Annotated in this window: 21 protein-coding genes and 1 tRNA gene; 13 read left to right on the top strand and 9 right to left on the bottom strand. The window is 66.5% G+C overall.

Annotation, left to right across the window (positions count from 1 at the left end; translation table 11 throughout):
- Positions 1 to 30 precede the first annotated feature (30 nt).
- Entirely contained in the window at positions 31 to 2,811 is a 2,781-nt protein-coding gene (locus tag ACESMO_RS04465) for a TonB-dependent receptor (protein ID WP_372706982.1), read from the top strand.
- Here ACESMO_RS04465 and ACESMO_RS04460 read toward each other — a convergent pair.
- The 3 genes from ACESMO_RS04460 to ykgO all read right to left on the bottom strand — a co-directional run bounded on the left by ACESMO_RS04460 (position 2,808) and on the right by ykgO (position 3,867).
- On the bottom strand, positions 2,808 to 3,137 hold the full coding sequence (locus ACESMO_RS04460) for a hypothetical protein (RefSeq protein ID WP_372706981.1): 330 nt from the start codon (positions 3,135 to 3,137) through the stop codon (positions 2,808 to 2,810). The two genes, ACESMO_RS04465 and ACESMO_RS04460, sit on opposite strands and share 4 nt — an antisense overlap.
- A gap of 146 nt (positions 3,138 to 3,283) precedes the next feature.
- Entirely contained in the window at positions 3,284 to 3,559 is a 276-nt protein-coding gene (locus ACESMO_RS04455; protein ID WP_372706980.1) for a DUF2312 domain-containing protein, read from the bottom strand.
- 182 nt (positions 3,560 to 3,741) lie between these two features.
- Positions 3,742 to 3,867 (bottom strand): type B 50S ribosomal protein L36, encoded by a 126-nt coding sequence (gene ykgO / locus ACESMO_RS04450; RefSeq protein WP_055832286.1) that lies wholly within the window; start codon positions 3,865 to 3,867, stop codon positions 3,742 to 3,744.
- 480 nt (positions 3,868 to 4,347) lie between these two features.
- Here ykgO and ACESMO_RS04445 point away from each other — a divergent pair, with 480 nt between their 5' ends.
- Positions 4,348 to 5,625, top strand: a complete 1,278-nt coding sequence (locus tag ACESMO_RS04445; RefSeq protein ID WP_372706979.1) for a lytic murein transglycosylase — start codon at positions 4,348 to 4,350, stop codon at positions 5,623 to 5,625.
- Position 5,626: 1 nt separating this feature from the next.
- Here the strand turns inward: ACESMO_RS04445 and cysS are convergent, their stop codons facing one another.
- A complete protein-coding gene (gene cysS / locus ACESMO_RS04440) occupies positions 5,627 to 7,036 on the bottom strand; it encodes a cysteine--tRNA ligase (protein ID WP_372706978.1) in 1,410 nt (469 codons plus the stop codon).
- A gap of 162 nt (positions 7,037 to 7,198) precedes the next feature.
- On the opposite strand from cysS, the gene folE reads away from it, so the two are divergent.
- Positions 7,199 to 7,816: a GTP cyclohydrolase I FolE gene (gene folE / locus ACESMO_RS04435; protein ID WP_372706977.1), complete on the top strand. Its 618-nt coding sequence runs from the start codon at positions 7,199 to 7,201 to the stop codon at positions 7,814 to 7,816.
- Positions 7,817 to 7,977: 161 nt separating this feature from the next.
- Entirely contained in the window at positions 7,978 to 8,415 is a 438-nt protein-coding gene (locus tag ACESMO_RS04430) for a biopolymer transporter ExbD (RefSeq protein WP_372706976.1), read from the top strand.
- 94 nt (positions 8,416 to 8,509) lie between these two features.
- Here ACESMO_RS04430 and ACESMO_RS04425 read toward each other — a convergent pair whose 3' ends face one another.
- The 4 genes from ACESMO_RS04425 to ACESMO_RS04410 all read right to left on the bottom strand — a co-directional run bounded on the left by ACESMO_RS04425 (position 8,510) and on the right by ACESMO_RS04410 (position 11,818).
- Complete coding sequence (locus ACESMO_RS04425; RefSeq protein WP_372706975.1) at positions 8,510 to 9,436, bottom strand: MotE family protein; 927 nt, start codon at positions 9,434 to 9,436, stop codon at positions 8,510 to 8,512.
- Positions 9,437 to 9,504: 68 nt separating this feature from the next.
- Positions 9,505 to 10,062: a DUF6468 domain-containing protein gene (locus ACESMO_RS04420; protein WP_372706974.1), complete on the bottom strand. Its 558-nt coding sequence runs from the start codon at positions 10,060 to 10,062 to the stop codon at positions 9,505 to 9,507.
- Complete coding sequence (gene fliM / locus ACESMO_RS04415; RefSeq protein WP_372706973.1) at positions 10,059 to 11,129, bottom strand: flagellar motor switch protein FliM; 1,071 nt, start codon at positions 11,127 to 11,129, stop codon at positions 10,059 to 10,061. Before fliM ends, ACESMO_RS04420 begins: the two co-directional genes overlap by 4 nt.
- Positions 11,130 to 11,131: 2 nt before the next feature.
- Entirely contained in the window at positions 11,132 to 11,818 is a 687-nt protein-coding gene (locus ACESMO_RS04410) for a flagellar basal body-associated FliL family protein (RefSeq protein WP_372706972.1), read from the bottom strand.
- Between the two features lie 146 nt (positions 11,819 to 11,964).
- Here ACESMO_RS04410 and flgF point away from each other — a divergent pair, with 146 nt between their 5' ends.
- The 8 genes from flgF to ACESMO_RS04370 all read left to right on the top strand — a co-directional run bounded on the left by flgF (position 11,965) and on the right by ACESMO_RS04370 (position 18,309).
- Positions 11,965 to 12,702, top strand: a complete 738-nt coding sequence (gene flgF / locus ACESMO_RS04405; RefSeq protein WP_372706971.1) for a flagellar basal-body rod protein FlgF — start codon at positions 11,965 to 11,967, stop codon at positions 12,700 to 12,702.
- 14 nt (positions 12,703 to 12,716) lie between these two features.
- The gene (flgG, locus tag ACESMO_RS04400; protein ID WP_372706970.1) at positions 12,717 to 13,505 is read left to right on the top strand and encodes a flagellar basal-body rod protein FlgG; all 789 of its coding nucleotides are present in this window, start codon (positions 12,717 to 12,719) and stop codon (positions 13,503 to 13,505) included.
- A complete protein-coding gene (locus tag ACESMO_RS04395; RefSeq protein ID WP_372706969.1) occupies positions 13,502 to 14,101 on the top strand; it encodes a flagella basal body P-ring formation protein FlgA in 600 nt (199 codons plus the stop codon). The genes flgG and ACESMO_RS04395 overlap by 4 nt, the downstream gene beginning before the upstream one ends.
- A 13-nt stretch (positions 14,102 to 14,114) precedes the next feature.
- Positions 14,115 to 14,849: a flagellar basal body L-ring protein FlgH gene (flgH, locus tag ACESMO_RS04390; RefSeq protein ID WP_372706968.1), complete on the top strand. Its 735-nt coding sequence runs from the start codon at positions 14,115 to 14,117 to the stop codon at positions 14,847 to 14,849.
- A gap of 107 nt (positions 14,850 to 14,956) precedes the next feature.
- A complete protein-coding gene (locus ACESMO_RS04385) occupies positions 14,957 to 15,442 on the top strand; it encodes a hypothetical protein (protein WP_372706967.1) in 486 nt (161 codons plus the stop codon).
- Positions 15,443 to 15,470: 28 nt separating this feature from the next.
- Positions 15,471 to 15,899, top strand: a complete 429-nt coding sequence (locus tag ACESMO_RS04380) for a hypothetical protein (protein WP_372706966.1) — start codon at positions 15,471 to 15,473, stop codon at positions 15,897 to 15,899.
- Positions 15,900 to 15,916: 17 nt separating this feature from the next.
- Entirely contained in the window at positions 15,917 to 16,441 is a 525-nt protein-coding gene (locus ACESMO_RS04375; RefSeq protein ID WP_372706965.1) for a hypothetical protein, read from the top strand.
- Between the two features lie 62 nt (positions 16,442 to 16,503).
- Entirely contained in the window at positions 16,504 to 18,309 is a 1,806-nt protein-coding gene (locus ACESMO_RS04370) for a DUF885 family protein (RefSeq protein WP_372706964.1), read from the top strand.
- A gap of 134 nt (positions 18,310 to 18,443) precedes the next feature.
- On the opposite strand, the gene msrA is transcribed toward ACESMO_RS04370, so the two are convergent.
- Positions 18,444 to 19,094 (bottom strand): peptide-methionine (S)-S-oxide reductase MsrA, encoded by a 651-nt coding sequence (msrA, locus tag ACESMO_RS04365; RefSeq protein WP_372706963.1) that lies wholly within the window; start codon positions 19,092 to 19,094, stop codon positions 18,444 to 18,446.
- Between the two features lie 134 nt (positions 19,095 to 19,228).
- Between msrA and ACESMO_RS04360 the strand changes: the two genes are divergently transcribed.
- Positions 19,229 to 19,318, top strand: a tRNA-Ser gene (locus tag ACESMO_RS04360).
- Position 19,319: the final 1 nt, after the last annotated feature.

The raw sequence follows: 19,319 nt of genomic DNA, 5'->3' as shown, positions 1-19,319 counted from the left end.
TTTCCCCCCCCCCCCCCCCGGATTTCCTGCATGTTGCTCGTGACGACCGCCCTGTCCGGCCTGATGGCCGGCGTGATCCAGACTGTTCCTACGAGCGCACCGCCACCGCAGGCACCGGCTCAGCAAGCTCAACCGCAAACGCCGCCGCAAGACGCGCCCTCGCCGGCGGCGACGGCGGATCCCGGCTCATTCGACCTTGGCACCGTTTCGGTCAGCGGCTCGCGTCCCCGCGGCGCGGTGGACACCGACATCGCGCCAGACCTCAGCCTCAGCGCGGAAGAGATTCAGGCCTACGGTGCCGGCGACATCGCCGAACTGCTGGCCTATCTGGAACCCGTCACGCGCAGCACCCGAGGTCGCGGCGACAACCAGCCGGTCCTGCTGGTCAACGGCCGTCGGACCACCGGCTTCCGTGAAATCCAGGGCATTCCGACCGAAGCCATCGAGCGGGTGGACATCCTGCCCGAAGAGGCCGCGCTTCAGTTCGGCTATCGCGCCGACCAGCGCGTGGTGAACTTCATCCTCAAGTCCAACTTCCGATCGGTGTCGGGCCAGGTCCAGTCTCGCCAGCCCACTGAAGGGGGCCGCACCTCGACCGAGGTCGGAGGCAACGTCCTGCGCATCTCGGCCGGTGAGCGTATGTCGCTGGACGTCGAATACGAGCGGGCCACGCCTCTTTTTGAATCGGAGCGCGACATCGTCCGCGATCCGGGTTCGACGCCCTTCGACCTGATCGGCAACATCTCTGGGTCGCCGTTCGACACAGAGATTGATTCGGCTCTGTCGGCCCGGGTTGGCTCGACCGCGAGGATCGCCCCCGTGCCGGCTTCGGGCGCGCCAACCATTGCCAACTTCGCCTCAGTCTTTGGCGACCCGCGCTCGGGCGATCTTTCCGCCTACCGCACCCTGTTGTCGGCCACCGAGCAGTCTTCGGCGCGCGGCACCTACAAGCGCGATATCAACGGCACGACCCAGGGTACGATCAACGTCGCTCTCGAAGACACCTCGACCGAAAGCTTCAACGGCCTGCCGGGACTGGTGCTGAACCTGCGCGACGGCAACCCCTTCTCGCCCTTCGCGGACGACGTTCTGGTCTACCGCTACCTGGACGCCCCGGCCAGCCTGTCGCGTCAGTCAGACACTTTGACGGGCAATGTGGGCATCGTTCTCGACGGCTTCCTCGGCGAAGCGTGGCGCTGGACCGTCACCGGCGCCTACGACCGGATCGAAAGCGACACCACGACCGGACGCGGCTTTTCCGCGACACCGTTCCAGACCCGACTGACCGCCAACGACGCCGGCGCCAATCCGTTCGGCGTGCTGTCGCCGGTCGACTTCACCGCCCTGCCGATCGACACCGCCAATTCGGTGTCGGAAAGTCTGGCGGCCGAACTGGTGCTGAACGGCGATGTCTTCGAACTGCCCGCCGGCGACGTCTCGTCGACCTTCCGCTTCGGCGCGGACACCCGTTCGCTCGACTCCACCAGCAGCCGCGCCGGCGTGTTCACCGCACGCAGCCAGTCGCGCGACCGCTTGAACGCCCAGGCCAGCTTCGACCTGCCGATCACCGGTTCCGGCGTTCTGGAACAGCTCGGTGACCTATCGGCCAATTTCAACGTCGGCTACGAGGACCTGTCAGACTTCGGCGGGCTGAGCACGCTCGGTTTCGGCGTCAACTGGTCGCCCGTTGATCCCCTTTCATTCCTCGTCAGCTACACCGACGAACAGGGCGCGCCCTCGATCTCGCAGCTGAACGATCCCTTCCTGGCCGCGCCAAACGTGCCGGTGTTCGATTTCAGGACCAACCGGACCGTGCTGGTCACCCGCATCAACGGGGGCAATCCGAACCTGAAATCCGACAACCGCAAGGTCTTCAAGGCCGGCGTCACCCTGCGTCCCCTGAAGGAAGGCGACCTGACGCTCAACTCGACCTGGACCCGCAGCACGACGGACGATTCCATCAACGGCTTCCCCGCCATCACGCCGGACCTGGAAGCCGCCCTGCCCGCCCGCTTCGTCCGTGAGGCAGGCAATCTGGTTTCCTTCGACGCCCGCCCCCTCAATTTCGCGAGCGCCGAGCGTCAGGACATCCGCACGGGGTTCAACTTCTCCAAGGCGTTCGGAACGCCCACGGCCCCGACGCTGGGCGCTTTTGGTCGGCCGGGCGCGGGTCCGGCGGGTGCCGCGACGGGCGGACCGGCGGTCGCTCGCGCGCCCGGAGCTGGCGGGGGCCCCGATCGCGGCCCCCGCGCGGGCGGCGCGGGCGGCGGCGGCCAATTCATGCGCTGGGGTGGCGGCGGAGGCGGACGCGGTGGCGGCATGATGCCCGGCCAGGGCCGCTTCAACGTGTCGATCTATCACACCTACCGAATCCAGGACGAGATCGTCATTACCGACGGCCTGCCCGTGCTGGACCTGCTGGACGGCGCAGCCACCGGCGGCCGCGGTGGCAGCTCGCGGCACGAGATTCAGGCCCAGGGCGGCGTGTTCAAGAACGGCATGGGGGCCTTCGTCAACGCCAACTGGCGCTCCTCGACCCGCATCGACGGCGGGACCGGCCCGGACCTCGAGTTCGCGGACCAGGCGACTGTCAACCTGAACGTCTTCATCGACCTGGCCTCGCGCACGTCCTGGATCGCGCGCTATCCCTTCCTCAAGGGCACGCGGATCAATCTCGGCATCCAGAACCTGTTCGACAGCGAGCCTGAAGTGACGTCGAGCGCCGGCGACACGCCCTTGAACTATCAGCCGGACTTCCTCGACCCCCAAGGCCGCACGGTCAGCCTGACCTTGCGCAAAATTCTGTTTTAGGAGCGGTCGGCCACCAGTGGGGACGACTTTCGACCCCACCGGTACTTTGGCGCTTCACCTTTGGCCTTGGCGGTGATTTCCTTCAGCTTGCGGCCCTGCATCGACGACAGGGCCTGACCGGGCGCGCCCAGTTCAGGATCGCCGAAGGCCCGGCCGTGGGTCTCCACCCGCTCGCTGACGGAGTCGAGGAACTCGCCCTCCCATTCGGACAGCGAAACGCCCGCCTTCTCAGCCGAGCGTCGGGCGCGCTTCAGGGCGTTCAAGGCCGCGCGCTGAGCGGCCTTGCGTTGTGCTTCAAAGGGCGAGGCCGCCGGCTTGCGTTTCATGATCCCGCTCATCCCGGCAAAAGCCGGGACCCAGTGCTTCGACGATGGAACAGGGAAGCCGACCCGCTGCCGTTTGTCCAGAAACAGGGTGTCATGCTGAACAGGACCAGGTCCCGGCTTTCGCCGGGCTTATCGGATGGAAGGTGTCAGATCTCGCCGAGGGCCGACAGATACAGATCCAGGATCGCGTCCTCTTCCTGCCGCTTGGCCTTGTCCTGCTTGCGGATGCGGATGACCTTGCGAAGGATCTTGACGTCGTAGCCTTCGCCCTTGGCTTCGAGGAAGACCTCCTTCATGTCGGCCATCACGGCCGCCTTGTCCTCTTCCAGCCGCTCCAGCCGCTCGATCACGGTGCGCAGGCGGCCTTGAGCGGCGGAGGTCAGCACGTCGGGGCTGGCGTCGAAGGATGCGTCGTCGGCCACGGGCGGACTCCTGAAAAGCGGAAAGAGATACGAAGGCGGACGCTAACCATGCCCGCACGGCCGGCTCAACGCCAGTTGGGCTCTGGGCACGAAAAAGGCCGCGGACAAAGCCCGCGACCTGTGGAAAACCAAGCTCAAACAGCGAGCGACCGCGTCGCTCGCGTTATCGCGCCAAGGATGCCTCAGCCCTGCTTCGCCTTAAAGCGTGGGTCGGTCTTGTTGATCACATAGACCACGCCCTTGCGGCGCACGACCTTGCAGTCGCGGTGGCGGGTCTTGAGCGACTTGAGCGAGCTGCGGACCTTCATGGTCGTCGTCCTGAGGCAAAACAAAACAGAAAAGCCGCGGGAAGAACCTGCGGCGGAGCGGTGCGTATAGAGAGGCTTCCCGGGTTCGTCAACCAGACGGGCAGGCTTCCTTGCCGCCAAAGTCATATCGGGAGCAGGCGCGTCGGACACGATGCATCCCGCCCTCAATCAGCGAGCCGCCGCGCGGTGAGCGTCAGGTCACCAATCGAGATGGTGGAGGCTTGGCCTCCGTGTTGAACGGAGGGTCTGCGGGCTGGGGGGGCACGAGTCGCCCCTCCGCCACGAGGCCATATCGGACATCCTCAGAGCGAGGACAATGTGCCCCACGCGCGCTACCAATCCCAAGGGATTGAAAGTTAACCGCCCAAAACAGGGCATCTGCGGCAACGCTTTCGCCATCAAGGGGCTTTAGAACTGGCGAAAACGTGGGGTCGCGCGTTTGTTATCGCGGACCGCCGTCGGGGACATTAGCATGTAGTCATGCGCATCCGCCTTCGCCTCCTTCTCATCGCCTCCGTCGCCGCCTGCGCGCCCATGCTGCCGGAGCCGCCGCCCATGGCACCGATGCTCCCGTCGATGGCTCCCACTCCGTTGCCGGCTGTGTCGGCGCCGTCCCCTGCGGCGGCACCCGGTCCGGTCGATCAGGCCGGGTTCGACGGCTGGAAACAGGGTTTCCTCGACCGCCGTGGCGGGGCGCGGCGGTCCCAGTACGAACGCGAACTGGCCGGTCTGACCCCCGACCCCTCGGTGATTCGCCTCGACCGCAACCAGCCTGAGTTCAGCCGCCCGGCCGGCGCCTATATCCAGTCCGCCGCCTCGGCCGTCCGCATATCCCAAGGCAAGGCCCGCATGGATCGCGTGCCGTGGGACGTGACCCAGCGATTCGGCGTGTCTGCCGAGATCCTCGTCTCCATCTGGGGCAACGAAAGCGGCTACGGAGCCATTCAGGGCGACTATGACGTCATCCGCTCGCTCGCGACCCTCGCCTATGACGGCCGCCGCCGCGACTGGGCCGAGGCCCAGCTGAAAGACGCGCTGGACATCGTCATCGACGGCCGTCGCGACCGCGCGGGCCTGAAGGGCAGCTGGGCCGGGGCCATGGGCCAGACCCAGTTCATGCCTGACAACTATCTGCGTCTCGGCATCGACCAGACCGGCGACGGCAAGATCGACATCTGGGGCTCGGACGCCGATTCGCTGGCCAGTGCGGCCAATCTGCTGGCGCAGGCCGGGTGGAAGCGCGGTCAGGGCTGGGGTTACGAGGTCACCCTTCCCTCCGGTTTCGACTATGCCGAGGCCGAGGGTCCGCGTCATCCTTGGAGCCATTGGGCCCAGCGTGGCGTGACCCTGTCGCGCGGCGGCATGCCGACGGACGCCGAGGCGCTGGAGGAGGCGGTGATCCTGCTGCCGCAGGGCGCGCGTGGCCCGGCCTTCCTGGCCTTGCCGAACCATTATGTGATCCGCCGATACAACAACTCGGTGTCCTATGCGCTGGCCATCGGCCTGACCGCCGACGGCATCGCGGGCAAGGCGGGTCTGGTCTCCACATGGCCAGACGACGCGCCCCTGTCTCGCGAGCAACGGATCGGTGCCCAGCGGGCGCTGACCGCGCTCGGCTTCGACACCCAGGGCGTGGACGGCGTCGTCGGCACCAACACTCGCGCGGCCCTGCGTCGCTGGCAGATCGCCAACGAGCGGTTGGCCGACGGCTATCTGACCGGAGCCCTGGCCGACGAGCTGATCCGCCGGGCGGGGTAGATCAGGCCTTTACGCGCCATGTCGCGCCAGTCGGGCCGTCCATGACCACCACCTTCAGGGCATTGAGCCGGTCGCGGATGCGGTCCGCCTCTGGCCAGTCCTTGCCCGCCCGGGCGGCGGCGCGCTGTTCCAGCAAACCCTCGACCTCGGTCCTGAAAACGTCATCGACGCCCGCGTCGAACCAGGTCGCCGGTTCGGCCTGGAGCACGCCCAGCAGGTCCGCAGCCGCCTTGAGCTGGCCCTTTGCCCGCGCGACCGATGCGGCGTCGCCCGCCGTCATGGCCCGCTCGATCTCGCTGGACAGGGCGAACAGGGTCGCCATGGCCCCCGGCGTGTTCAAGTCGTCCTCGATCGACTTCAGGAAGTCGGCGGGCGGCTGATCGTCGCTAGCCTCGACGTCTGCGGCGCGATGCAGCGCCCCGTAAAGCCGATCCAGCGCCTTTCGGCTTTGATCCAGCAGGCTTTGGTTCCAGTCCAGTGGCTGGCGATAATGGGCACTCAGCAGCGCCCAACGCACCACCTCGCCTGGGATCGCCTGAACCAGGTCATGCAACAGCAGGACGTTGCCGACCGATTTGGACATCTTCTCGGCGTCGACGGTCAGAAAGCCGTTGTGCATCCAGTAGCGGCTGTATTCGGCGTGGGCATCCGGCGCGTGGGCGTGGCCGTGGGCGCATACGCCTTGGGCGATCTCGTTCTCATGGTGCGGAAACACCAGATCAATGCCGCCGCCGTGGATGTCGATGGGCAGGCCCAGCGTCTCCTCAATCATGGCCGAACATTCGATATGCCAGCCCGGCCGCCCTTCACCCCAAGGCGACGGCCACGACGGCTCGCCTTCTTTCGACGGCTTCCACAGGACGAAGTCGTGCGGGTTCTTTTTGTAGGGAGCGACCTCAACGCGGGCCCCCATGATCATGTCGTCCAGATTCCGGCCCGACAGCCGACCGTAGTTTTGGTAGGATGACACGTCGAACAGCACATGGCCCTCGGCGGCGTAGGCGCAGCCCTGGTCCATGATCGCCCCGATCTGGGCGACGATGGCGTCGATATGGTCGGTGACGTGGGGCGCGAGGTCCGGCGGCGAGACGTTCAATCGGCTCATGTCCTCCAGATAGGCGGCCTCGTAGCGAGACGTGACGTCGCCGATGGGCGTGCCCTCGCGGGCGGCCTTCTGGTTGATCTTGTCGTCCACGTCGGTGACGTTGCGGGCATAGACGACCTTGGCGGCCCCGTAGGTCCGGCGCAGCAGCCGCGTCAGAACGTCGAATACGACCGGCGGGCGCGCGTTGCCGATGTGAGCATAGTCGTAGACCGTGGGTCCGCAGACATAGAGGGTCACCCGCCGGGGATCGCGCGGCTGGAACACGCGCTTTTCGCGGTGGAGAGTGTCGTATATCGTCAGCGACATAGTGTGGCGGCGGCCTTCGTTTTCTTGCAGGACGGATTGGGTCGCCCATATAGCGGCTTCGGTGCCTCCGCGAACAGCGGACAGCCGTACAATTCAGGGAGCGCGGCGCGCGTCCATCCGGGACCATCGTCCCGGCGCTACTATGCCGCTGAAGAACGAGACATGAGCCCCACCCCTGTCGCCCCCGCTCTGGTGAGCGTTAACGATTCCGTGACCCGCCCGTCGCGCGATGAGGCCCTGAAGGCCGTCCGCACCTTGCTGGCCTGGGCCGGCGACGATCCCGATCGCGAAGGCCTCAAGGACACGCCCAGGCGGGTCGTTGACGCCTACGGTGAGTGGTTCGACGGGTATGACGCTGATCCTGCCAAGGAACTTTCGCGCACCTTCGAGGACGTTCAGGGCTATGACGACATGGTTCTGCTGCGCGACATTGAGGTGGAGAGCCACTGCGAGCACCATATGGCCCCCTTCCTGGGCAAGGCCTACGTCGCCTACTTCCCGACTGACAAGGTCGTCGGCATCTCCAAGCTGGCCCGCGTGGTCGAGATCTTCGCCCGCCGCCTGCAGACCCAGGAAACCCTGACACAGCTGATCGCTGAGGCCATCGAGACCAATCTGAAGCCGGCCGGCGTGGCCATCATGATCGACGCCGAACACCAGTGCATGACCACGCGTGGCGTGCACCACCGCCATGTATCGACCATCACCACAAAATTCACTGGCGTCTTCAAGACCGACGCGGCGCTCAAGGATCGCTTCCTCAACCTCGCCAAGGGGTGATCGTCTCGCCTGTCAGGCGTAATTCAGGCGTAACGAACTCTCTGGAACCCTCAGGGGCCTTAACCCGCTTTACAAGCCGGGCCGGGGACGCCAAGAAACGGTTCGAAGCTTACAGCGTCGCTCGCCGCGTCCTGCGCCGAGCCTGATGGAGAACAAGCGCGATGGGTTCCAAACTCTCCGGATCTGGTGGTGGCAAACACACCGTCGAACAAAACTCGGACATCAACGTCACGCCGTTCGTCGACATCATGCTGGTGCTGCTGATCATCTTCATGGTGGCGGCACCCATGGCCACCGTGTCGATCCGCCTCGACCTGCCGCCGGCGATTCCGCCGCTGAACCCGACCGAAGTGCCGGATCCCGTCTACATCACCATTCAGGAAACCGGCTCGATCTTCATCGCCGACAAACAGACCTCGCTCGAAGGCCTCACCGCCGACGTCTGCGCGGCCCTGAACGTGGCCACGGACTGCAAACAGGAGCGCGTATTCGTCCGCGCCGACGCCGAAGTGAAATACAACCAGTTCATGGAAGTCATGAACGAGCTGCAGTCCAAGGGCTTCTTCAAGGTCGGTCTGCTGAACGAAGACATCGAATAGGCTTTTAGCCCGTCCGGAACGATCAAGGGCCGCGTCCTCGCCGGACGCGGCCCTTTTTATTGTCTTCGCCTTCGCTCTGAACGGGAAAGAGGAACTACTCGACCGATTGGCGAGGCGGGTTCGCGCCCGCAGCCGCAGCGGCTGCGGGCGACGGTTGATATGGACGCTCTCCGACAGGCTGGGCCGTGGTCGGCGGGGTGGTCACCGCAGGTTTCGGCGCCGCGGCGGCGGGACGCGGCTGGGGCCGGCGCACGGGAGGCCGGGCCGCCGGTCGCGCGGCAACGGGTTCGGATACGGCGGGCTGGGCTGTCGTCGTCGGCGCGGGCGGGGGGGCGGTCGGCAGCGTCGCCGCAACCGGCGTCGGAGCCGGCGTCGGAGCCGGCGCGACCGCGGCGGCGGCGCGGGCGGTGAGCTGGCGCTGGGCGGCGAATCTCCGCGCCAGTTTTTCGGTCAGCACACGGGCGGCGTCAGGTTCCATCTGGGCCATGATCGCAGCCAGCGAGCGCGGGCGCATGGCGGCGGCGACTGGCAGGCGCACGTCGTCGTCCAGGGTCGCGAAGACCCGGGCCGCCTCGCGCGGACGCATGGCGGAATAGACCGCGACCAGACGATCAGTCTCCGCCTTCTCCTTATCGTCAACCTGACCCAGCAGCGCCTGGACCTCGGCCTTCACCACCTCCAGAGCCGCGACCTTGGCGTCCAGCTTCTGTTCGGCCGTGGCCATCAGGGGCAGCATTGAGGCCAGATCGGTATCGCGCGCATCCAGCTCGATGCGGCGGTTGGACAGCGACTGAATGATCCGCAGTTCGGCGGGAGAAATGCCGGCCTGCTGAGCCAGTTGCTCGGGACTCAGGGCGCAGATGGCGGCGGCTGGCTTGGCCGGCGCGGCGGCGGGTGTCGCCTCCTCGGCCCAGGCGCGCGCGCCCTCGAAAAGGCCGGGGGCCACGCCGACGGCCCGGACGGCCACGACCCCGCCGATAGCGACGGCGATCAGAGGCAACAGGCGGGGAAACTTGCTCATGATCGGCTACTCGATACGGCTCTCAAATCGCCCGGCGGCACGCGCCGGGCACAGAGCCAAGGGAAAGGTCAGGCGGCGAAGAGGTCTTCGTCCAGACTACGCCGCGCGCGGTTTAGGCTTTGCTTCGCCGATTGGTTAGCGGTCAGGGCGCCGAGGATAGCGGCCACGTTGTTGCCGCCGGCGACCGATGCTGGGGCGCGGGCGACGGACGGCGCGATGCCCTTGATGCGTTGGGCCAGGGCCGCCATGCGCAAGGCGCGCTCGTCGTCTTTAACTGCGGGCGCGACAGCTGGGGTCGGGGACGCAGCCGGATCGATGTCTTGGACCGCCGCCGGCGCCCTGATCGGCATGGCGGGCGCACGCGCGATCAGGGATTCCAGTTGGGCCTTCACTTCCCGGGCCTTGATGATGCGGTCGTGCAGCAGGTCCGTTTCCTGACCCGACGCTCGCAGGGACGCCAAGGCGGCTTCGGCGCGTCCCGCCGCGGTGTTCAGATCGGTGACCGCCGAGGCGAAAGCCAGTTGACCCGCCCGCAGCGCCGCCAGTTTTCGCTCCAGGCGAACCCCGTAACCCAGGGCCGCGACGAGCAGCAGCATCAGCACGCCGTCCAGAACCATCCCGGTCATCCGCGTCGTCCCTTCGTCAAAGTCGAGGCCACTTCGATGCTGATCGGTTGTTCGACCCGCACGGCGATGTTCTGGCCCTTGCGGCCCATCTTCCCGATCGTGACCGGGATCGATCCGCACCGGACCGAGATGTCCGAATCCGGCAGGGCGTTCAGCATCAGGGTATCCCCGACCTTCAGCGCGAGGACCTGCGACAGCGGCAACTGCTGTTCGTCCAGAACGGCTCGCACCTCGGTCTCGGTGGTCCAGAGCTCGGTGGCCAAGTGGCCTTCCCAGATGTTGTCGCGGCCGAATTTCTCGCCCATGAATTGCTGCAGCAGCATCTTGCGGATGGGTTCCAGCGTGGCGTAGGGCAGCAGCAACTCGACCCGACCGCCACGGTCCTCCATGTCGATCCGCAGCTTGACGAGAATGGCGGCGTTGGCCGGCCGCGCGATGGCGGCGAAGCGGGGGTTGATCTCCAGCCGGTCGAGATTGAAGTGGACGGGCGTCAAGGGCTCGAACGCCGCCTGGGCATCGGCCAGGATGACCTCGACCATCCGCTGGACCAGCACCCGCTCGATGGTGGTGTAGGGCCGCCCCTCGATCCGCAGCGCCGCCGTGCCGCGACGGCCGCCCAGCAGCACGTCTACGATCGAATAGATCAGGTTGGAATCAACCGTCAGCAGGCCGTAATTATCCAGTTCCTCAGCCCGGAACACGGCCAGGATGGCCGGCAGCGGGATCGAGTTTAGATAGTCGCCAAACCGGATCGACGAGATGTTGTCCAGCGACACCTCGACGTTGTCGCTGGTGAAGTTGCGCAGGCTGGTAGTCATCAACCGCACCAGACGGTCGAAGACGATCTCCAGCATCGGAAGCCGCTCGTAGGAGACCAGCGCCGAGTTGATGATGGCGCGAATGCCCGACCGTTCGGAGGAGTCGTCATCGCCTAGATCGAAGCCCAGAAGACTATCGATCTCTTCTTGATTCAAAACGCGTTCCGACTGCGTGACGGGGGCTTCATCGTCCAGCGGATCGGCCGCGCCGTCGATAGGATCGGCGTCGGCGAAGGCGGCGTCGGTCATGCCTAATTCACCAGCATTTCTTCGATCAGGACCGCGTCGACCTTGCCCGGCGCCGCCAGCAGATTGACCCGTCGCAGGATTTCCGCGCGGAGCTGAAAGCTGCCCGCCGATCCGGCCAGGTCTTCCGGCCGCAGTTCACGCAGGAAACCCTGAAACATGTCCTGCATCCGGGGCATCTCGGCCTGGAGTTGCTCGGCCAGAGCGGCATCCTTCATCTCCAGCGTCAGCTTCAACTTCAGGAAGGTCGGACGGCCGTCTGCGGCCTGAATGTTCACCACCATATCCGGCAGGGTGTAGAAGGTGACGCCGTCAGGGCCCTCGGCAATGACGCCCAGCGCGGGATCGGCCTCGCCTTCGGCACCCTTGCTTTGCCCGCCGTCCTTCTTCTTTTCGGCCTTGCCGTGGTCGCCGCCCTTCTTCTCCGCGCCACGATCGCCTTCGTCTGCGGCAGCAGGCTTGGGCTGCATCAGGAAGAAGGCCGCGCCTCCGCCCCCGCCCAGCACAACCAGCGCTGCGGGGATGACGATGAACAGCAGGGGCAGCTTCTTTTTCTTGGGCGCGGCGTCGTCTTCGCCCTCGACGACGACGCCGTCCGTGGCGACGGGAAGGTTGGCGGCGTCATCCGCGGCCACGCCTTTTTTCTTGCCGAACTTGAACATGCGGAACGCCCCGAGAATCTCTTGATCCATTCGAGCCGGTTTTGGTTAACGAGGCGCTAAGAACCGGCAAATCCTGCCGGGTGGCGTCAACGTCGAAACTGGTCAAGTGCCCGCCACGACTGGATCGGTCCATCTGGCACGCCTGTTGCGAAGACTGGGTAGAGAGGAGCCGACCATTGGAAAACGCCGCCTACGTCGGACTGTCCCGCCAGATGACCCTGCGTCGCGAGCTGGACGTCGTGGCCAACAACATAGCTAACGCGGACACCAGCGGCTTCAAGGTTGAGCAACTGCTGCTGGGCACTGAGGTTGGCGAGCGCGCCCGCAACGCCTTCGTGCGGCCCGGCGTCAGCTTTGTTCTGGACAAGGGCGTTGGCCGCGACTTTGGCCAGGGCGCGCTGGAGCAGACCGGCCGCTCGCTGGACTTCGCCATCGAGGGCGACGGTGCCTTCTTCAAGCTGCAGGACGGACAGGGCGACGCCTACACCCGGGACGGCGCCTTCACGCTGGACCCCGAGGGCCGGCTGACCACCCAGGGCGGCGCGGCCGTTCAGGGCGACGGCGGCGAGATCATTCTGGACCGTTCGCTGGGCGAGCCCGCCATCGCCGCCGACGGCACCATCAGCCAGAACGGCCAGGCCGTGGGCCGGATGGCCATCGTGCGCTTCGACACCCTGGCTGCCCTCGAGAAGGGCGGCGACGGCCTGTACCGCAACGCCTCGAACGCCGCCGCGCTCGACGCGCCCGAGGCGCAGGTGCGCCAGGGCATGCTGGAAGGCTCCAACGTCAATCCGATCCTCGAGATCACCAACCTCATCAGAATCCAGCGCGCCTACGAGAGCGTGACCCGGATGATAGAAAACGCCAGCGACCTGTCGCGCCGCTCCGTCGAGCGGCTGGGCCGGGTCAGTTAAGGGAGAGCTGAGACATGCGCGCGCTCAGAACCGCAGCTTCGGGCATGGCCGCCCAGCAGCTGAATGTCGAGGTCATCTCGAACAACATCGCCAACATGAACACCGTCGGCTTCAAACGTCAGCGAGCTGAGTTCCAGGACCTGCTGTACCAGAACGTCGAGCGGATGGGCGCGCAGTCGTCCAGCCAAGGCACGGTCGTCCCGACCGGCATCCAGATCGGCGCCGGCGTCAAGGCCGGCTCGGTCTATCGCGTCACCGAGCAGGGCACGCCCAGCCAGACCGGCAACCGCTATGACATGGCGGTCGACGGGCGCGGCTATTTCCAGATCCTGATGCCCTCGGGCGAGACGGGATTTACCCGCGCCGGCAACTTCTCGCTGAACGGAGAGGGCCAGTTGGTCACCGACGACGGCTATGCGGTCCAGCCCAACATCTCGATCCCGCAGGATGCGATCGACGTGTCGATCTCCAAGTCGGGCCAGGTCCAGGTCATCACCCAAGGTCAGACCGAGCCGCAGGTCGTCGGACAGCTGGAGCTGGCCACCTTCTTCAACGAGGCGGGTCTGGAAGCCATCGGCGACAACCTGCTGCTGGAGACCGCCGCATCTGGCCCCGCCAACGTCGGCGCCCCGGGTGAAGTCGGCTTCGGCGACATCCTGCAGGGCTATACCGAAGCTTCCAACGTCGACGCCGTGGCCGAGATCAGCGCCCTGATCATCGCCCAGCGCGCCTATGAAATGAACTCCAAGGTCATCACCACCGCCGACCAGATGTTGTCGGTCAGCGCGCAGGTGAAATCATGAGGACGCTGATCCTCGGCGTCGCCGCGGCCCTGGCGTTCGCGGGCGTCGCTTTTGCCGGGCCCGTCACCCTCAAGGCCAATCCCGTGGATTCGGACGGTCGCGTGACCTTAGGGGACGTCTTCGACGACGCGGGCGCGGCTTCCGGCGTGGCCATCGGCACGCGCTCGGGGCCCTCGATAGTGTTCGAGGCCGGTCATTTGCAATCGCTGGCCCGCCAGGCCGGGCTGGACTGGGCAAATCCGACCGGGTTGCGCCGGGTGGTGGTCAGGAACGCCGCCCTGTCCCCGGGCGCAGCCCAGGCCCCTAACGCCACAGCGGCTTCCGGCCCCGTCGCCGCCCGTCCCGCACCTGTCCGGACGGCCTATGCCGACAGGGTCATCAGTCGGAACGACATCGTCGAGGTCGCCTATGAGACCGACGGCATCCGCCTGACCATCTCGGGCCGGGCCGAAGGCAATGCGGCGGTCGGCCAGCGCATCGCCATCCGCAATCTACAGTCCAGCCGCGTCATCGACGCCGTCGCCGTAGCGCCGGGTCAGGCCATCGCCGGTCCCGGCGCCCAATCCGTCCGCGCCCAACAGTTCGCCGCCCGTTAGGAAGAATTCAGCCATGCGTACCGCCCTGATCGTCACCGTCGTCGCTGTCTCGCTCGGCGCATGCTCGACAGCTGTCGAGGCCATCCGTGGCCCCGAACTGGCGCCTATCGGCTATCCCAGCGCCCTGATGCCGACCGACCAGTTAATCATGGCCTCGGCCGCCCAGCAGCACGCCGACCGCGCCGCCAGCGCCAACAGCCTGTGGCGGACGGGCGCGCGCACCTTCTTCGGCGACCAGCGCGCGCGCAGCGTCGGCGACATCGTGACGGTCAACATCGACATCGACGACCGCGCCCAGACCCAGAACTCGACCCAGCGCAGCCGATCGAACGACATCTCCGGCGGCATCACCAACTTCTTCGGTCTGGAGAACAGCCTCGGCAAGGCCTTCCCGGGCGGTTTCGACCCGCAGAACCTGGTCGGGCTGGAAGGCGAGTCCAACGCCAACGGGTCGGGCTCGGTCAACCGCTCGGAAAAGGTCAGCCTGACCATCGCCGCAGTCGTCACCGGCGTCATGGCCAACGGCAATCTGGTCATCCAGGGCCGTCAGGAGGTCCGCACCAACCGCGAGGTGCGCGAATTGACCGTCGCCGGCGTCGTACGGCCGGAAGACATCTCCTCGGCCAACACCATCGCCCACACCCAGATCGCCGAGGCCCGCATCAGCTACGGCGGCCGGGGCGACATCAGCCGGGTCCAGGCCTCGCCCGCGGCCCAGTCGCTGGTGGAACGCTTCAGCCCGTTCTGACAGCGCGGCCCATTGGCCACAGCGTCGTGTGGATTGGGCCAACTCCAAGCGGAGCCGTGAACCGTTGATGGAAACCAGCGTTTGCCTGTCAGACGCGAGTGTTTCCAATGCTGAAGTTCGCCATCCCCGCCGTCGCCGTCCTCGCACTGGCCGCCTTCGCGGCCCAGTCCAAATCGACATATGAGGACATGCCTTCAGCTCCGGCCACAACGGAGACGTCGGCCATGGGCTGGCACGTCAGCAATGAAGGCCCGATGGCCAAGGTGGCTTATGGCCTGGAGAACTCGGACCACCTGGTCCTGATGTTCACCTGTCAGCCAGGTCAGACCCAGGCCATGGTCTATGGCGAAGTTCGACCGGCGTCTTCGCGCCTGACCGAGGCCTCGTTGGGCGCCATGGCCATCGACCCTCTAAGCGGCGGCTTGGCGGAAATCGTCAGCATCGCCGTGCGGGATCCTGCCCTCCAAGGCCTCGCCCGTGATGGCAAGCTGACCGTAGTCGGAGATGCCGGGGAAGTCGATCTGCCCGCCAGTCGAGCGGAACGCGACAAGATTTCCGAAGTGCTCGCCTATTGCCTAAAGGGCCGCGCCTGATCACCTATGTCTTCTGGGGGACTAAGACATGATCGACGTCGTCGCCGCATTCGCCATTCTGTCGCAGGCCACTCCGCCTGAACCGGCGTGGACGTGGACGCTTTACGCCGACGACGCACCGGTCGTGCTGGCCAACGAAGTGCCCGACACACCCAACCTTCGCGTGACCCTGGAGTGCGATCCAGGAAGCAGCGTCGCGCGGGTCACCCTCTATGGCAGCGCAACGGCGGGCGGCATGGCCCGGGCGGCGGCGGGCGATGCCTCCGCGGTGACGCCCGCTGAGTCGGGCCGCGATGGAAGTCTCAAACTGGCCCTGCGCGCCGACCACCCGGTCTTCGCCGCCTTCGCCACAGACGGGCGGATGTCTGTGACGGTCGCCGAACAGAGGCGGTCGGTCGAAGTGTCCCGCCCCCATCTTGCCAAACTGCGCCGCTTCGCCGAACTTTGCTCTGGCTGACCCCGGAGCCATACCCGATGCGCGCGCCCCTTCTGACACTGATCTCCGTGACCATCCTCGGCCTCACCGCCTGCGCGGGAGGCCCCCGCCCCGTGGCGAAGACCGAGCCTGCGTCAGCGCCATTTTCAGGGCCGCCGTCAGCGCCGTTGCCCATCGCGGACCACGACTGGTTCTTCAGCGCCGAAGACGATAACGCCCGTCTGGCCTATGGGCTGGAAGCCAGCGATGATCTGAGGATCGGACTGGACTGCGGCCGGGCTTCGGGTCGGCTCGAACTCAGCGCCATGGCCGCGGCGGGTTCAGAGTCTGCCATCCGGGTCGAATCCGGCGGCGACACCGAGCTGTACCTCGCCCGCTCCGAGCCTTCTGAGCTCAACGACGGCCTGTTCCTCACCGCCGACGCCACCACGAAAGACCCTGTGTTCCAGCGCTTTCGAAGGCTGGGTTGGCTGGCGCTTTGGCGCGACGGAACGCGCGAAACCTATGCGCCCCACCCCGCTACCCGGCCCGACATTGAGCGCTTCTTCACCTTCTGCGGCTGACGACGCGGGTTGACGCGCGCCCGTCGGTCCGATGCAATCCCTTGAACGTCGGGAGGACATCAATGAAGACCTTGGCCGCCACCGGGGCCGCAGCCCTGCTCGTCCTCGTCCAGCCCGCGCTGGCCCAGACGGCCCCGTCAAGCCCGCCGGTAGCGGCCGTTCCGGCACAGGACCCCACCTTCGCGTCGATCTTGGCCGACTACGAGGCCTATCAACGCCGCATCGACCCCTATACCGCCGGCACCGAGGGCGACCGGGCCGCCATGACCCGCCTGCCCGACCAGTCCCGCGCCTTCGAGGTCGCGCAGGAGCCGATTCTGAAAGGCTTCGCTGACCGACTGGCCACCATCGATCCGGCGTCGCTGAATGAAGACGACCGGCTGAACCACGCCTTTCTGATCTATGTCGTGCGCCGCTCGCGCGATCGCATTCCGCTGGATACGGGACGTCTCGAGGCCTTCAACTCCGAGGGCGGGCCCGGCCAGTCCTTCGGCTATATCGCCAGCGTAACCCGCGTCGCGACCCTGGCCGACGGAGAGGCCTGGATCGCGCGCCTCGAGGCCATGCCGCAGGGATATGACGATCAGCTCGCCAACGTCCGCCGCGGCCTCGAATCCGGCCTCGTCCAGCCACGACCGACCGTCGAGAACGCGCTCAGCCTGATCGAACCGGAAGCGGCCCTGACGCCCGGGAGCGACCCTCTGCTAAAGCCCTTCGCCACCCTGCCTGCGTCCATCCCCGCTGCTGAACAGACCCGGCTCCGCGCCGAGGCCGCCCGCGTCGTGGCTGATGACATCATGCCCCGCCGCCGTGAATGGGCACGCTTCCTGCGCGAGGACTATCTGCCCCGCGCTCCCGAGACCCTGGGTCTGGTCAACCGCCCCGACGGTCGGGCGCTGTATGCCTATCTGGTGCGCGGTTTTACCACCACGGACATGACACCGGATGACGTCCATGCGGTTGGACGCCAGGAGGTCGCGCGCATCCGCGCCCGCATGCAGGACGAGATGGTCGCGGCGGGCTGGACGGGAGACTTCGCTGGTTTCTTGAACTTCCTGCGCACCGACCCGCAGTTCTACGCCACGACGCGCGAGGACCTGCTGGAGAAGGCGTCGGAGATGTCCAAGCGCGCCGACGACGGCATGCCTGCCCTGTTCGGCACCTTGCCGCGCACCCCCTACGGTGTGCGTCCCGTCCCTGCCGAGATCGAGGCCAACTACACCACCGGCCGCTACTTTCAGGGCTCGCTGAAGAACGGCGTCGCGGGCGGTTATATGGTCAATACCAGCCGGCTGGATCAGCGCCCGCTGTACGAGCTGCCGGCCCTGACGTTGCATGAGGCGGTCCCCGGCCACCACCTCCAGATCGCACTGCAACAGGAGGCCGACGACCAGCCCTATTTCCGGCGCGGCGTGGACGTCACCGCCTTCGTCGAGGGCTGGGGCCTGTATGCCGAATTCCTCGGTGAGGAGATGCGCTTCTATCGCACCCCCTATGAGCGCTTCGGCCGGCTCAGCTACGAGATGTGGCGCGCTTGTCGTCTGGTCGTCGACACCGGCATTCACTGGATGGGCTGGGACATCGAACAGGCCCGCGCCTGTTTCCGCGACAACTCCGCCCTCGCCCCGCACAACATCGAGACGGAGTTGCAGCGCTACATCGGCTGGCCGGGCCAAGCCACGGCCTACAAGATCGGCGAGATCCGCCTGCGCGAGATTCGGACGCGGGCCGAGCGCGGGCTGGGCGACCGGTTCGACGTGCGCCGCTTCCATGATGCCCTGCTGGTCGACGGCCCCCTGCCCATGGCCCTGCTGGACCAGCGCATGGACCGCTGGATCGCGGAGGAGAAGGCGCGGCCTGCCGATTAGAGCAAGGCTCTAGGTAAAGCCCAGCGCGGCCCGCGCCTTCTTCGTCTGCTTGGCGGCCACGATGCCATCGGCCATGGCCGGATTCCCGGTCAATTCGTCGTCGGATCAGTCGCCGATGCGCGGCAGGCGCACCCTCAGGCCTCGACGCCGACGCCGATAGGACAGACCACGCCGGTGCCGCCGATGCCGCAATAGCCGGTGGGGTTCTTGGCCAGATAGCCCTGGTGGTAGTCCTCGGCGAAATAATAGGGGCCCGCCTCGGCGATCTCCGTGGTGATCGTCCCGCGCCCCGCCTTCGACAGGGCCGCCTGATAGGCCTCGCGCGACGCCTCGGCCTCGGCCTTCTGGTCGTTGTTCAGCCAATAGATGGCCGAGCGGTAGGTCGTGCCCACGTCATTGCCCTGGCGCATGCCCTGGGTCGGGTCATGGCTTTCCCAGAAGGCCTTGAGCAGGTCGCCGTAGCTGATCTCGTGCGGATTGAAGACCGCCTGCACCACCTCGGCGTGGCCGGTGCGGCCCGTGCAGGTCTCCTCATAGGTTGGATTGGGCGTGATCCCGCCCATATAGCCGACCGAAGTGACCCAGACTCCCGGCAGCTGCCAGAAGATCCGCTCCACGCCCCAGAAACAGCCCATGCCGAAGACGGCAGTCTGGAACCCCTCGGGATGCGGCCCCTTCAACGGCCGACCTGTCACATAGTGCACCTCGTCGGTGTGCAGCGGCGCCGAACGGCCCGGCAGGGCCTCGTCGGTGGTCGGCATTTCGGGGGTTTTCCTGAACAGCATGGCGCGAACTCCGGGCGAACGGTCGAACCCCTATATGGGATGCGTTCAGGCGCTTGCCGAGGGGGTCCGGGTGTTCTATCAGCCTCGCCTCGCGCCGGATCGACCTCCGGCGTCTTCACGCGCGTCGTGGAAACGGACAGGTGGCGGAGTGGTCGATCGCGCACGCTTGGAAAGCGTGTGTAGGTGAAAGCCTACCGAGGGTTCGAATCCCTCTCTGTCCGCCAC

The sequence above is a fragment of the Brevundimonas sp. genome, assembly GCF_041688735.1.
Lineage (GTDB): Bacteria > Pseudomonadota > Alphaproteobacteria > Caulobacterales > Caulobacteraceae > Brevundimonas.
This window is presented reverse-complemented; position numbering and strand designations above follow the sequence as displayed.

What these genes read in the sequence shown, in the direction of transcription:
- ACESMO_RS04465 (WP_372706982.1), top strand. Translation starts at nt 31, where the DNA reads ATGTTGCTCGTGACGACCGCCCTGTCCGGCCTGATGGCCGGCGTGATC.
- ACESMO_RS04460 (WP_372706981.1), bottom strand. Translation starts at nt 3,137, where the DNA reads ATGAAACGCAAGCCGGCGGCCTCGCCCTTTGAAGCACAACGCAAGGCC.
- ykgO (WP_055832286.1), bottom strand. Translation starts at nt 3,867, where the DNA reads ATGAAGGTCCGCAGCTCGCTCAAGTCGCTCAAGACCCGCCACCGCGAC.
- ACESMO_RS04445 (WP_372706979.1), top strand. Translation starts at nt 4,348, where the DNA reads ATGCGCATCCGCCTTCGCCTCCTTCTCATCGCCTCCGTCGCCGCCTGC.
- cysS (WP_372706978.1), bottom strand. Translation starts at nt 7,036, where the DNA reads ATGTCGCTGACGATATACGACACTCTCCACCGCGAAAAGCGCGTGTTC.
- folE (WP_372706977.1), top strand. Translation starts at nt 7,199, where the DNA reads ATGAGCCCCACCCCTGTCGCCCCCGCTCTGGTGAGCGTTAACGATTCC.
- ACESMO_RS04430 (WP_372706976.1), top strand. Translation starts at nt 7,978, where the DNA reads ATGGGTTCCAAACTCTCCGGATCTGGTGGTGGCAAACACACCGTCGAA.
- ACESMO_RS04425 (WP_372706975.1), bottom strand. Translation starts at nt 9,436, where the DNA reads ATGAGCAAGTTTCCCCGCCTGTTGCCTCTGATCGCCGTCGCTATCGGC.
- ACESMO_RS04420 (WP_372706974.1), bottom strand. Translation starts at nt 10,062, where the DNA reads ATGACCGGGATGGTTCTGGACGGCGTGCTGATGCTGCTGCTCGTCGCG.
- fliM (WP_372706973.1), bottom strand. Translation starts at nt 11,129, where the DNA reads ATGACCGACGCCGCCTTCGCCGACGCCGATCCTATCGACGGCGCGGCC.
- ACESMO_RS04410 (WP_372706972.1), bottom strand. Translation starts at nt 11,818, where the DNA reads ATGGATCAAGAGATTCTCGGGGCGTTCCGCATGTTCAAGTTCGGCAAG.
- flgG (WP_372706970.1), top strand. Translation starts at nt 12,717, where the DNA reads ATGCGCGCGCTCAGAACCGCAGCTTCGGGCATGGCCGCCCAGCAGCTG.
- ACESMO_RS04395 (WP_372706969.1), top strand. Translation starts at nt 13,502, where the DNA reads ATGAGGACGCTGATCCTCGGCGTCGCCGCGGCCCTGGCGTTCGCGGGC.
- flgH (WP_372706968.1), top strand. Translation starts at nt 14,115, where the DNA reads ATGCGTACCGCCCTGATCGTCACCGTCGTCGCTGTCTCGCTCGGCGCA.
- ACESMO_RS04385 (WP_372706967.1), top strand. Translation starts at nt 14,957, where the DNA reads ATGCTGAAGTTCGCCATCCCCGCCGTCGCCGTCCTCGCACTGGCCGCC.
- ACESMO_RS04380 (WP_372706966.1), top strand. Translation starts at nt 15,471, where the DNA reads ATGATCGACGTCGTCGCCGCATTCGCCATTCTGTCGCAGGCCACTCCG.
- ACESMO_RS04375 (WP_372706965.1), top strand. Translation starts at nt 15,917, where the DNA reads ATGCGCGCGCCCCTTCTGACACTGATCTCCGTGACCATCCTCGGCCTC.
- ACESMO_RS04370 (WP_372706964.1), top strand. Translation starts at nt 16,504, where the DNA reads ATGAAGACCTTGGCCGCCACCGGGGCCGCAGCCCTGCTCGTCCTCGTC.
- msrA (WP_372706963.1), bottom strand. Translation starts at nt 19,094, where the DNA reads ATGCTGTTCAGGAAAACCCCCGAAATGCCGACCACCGACGAGGCCCTG.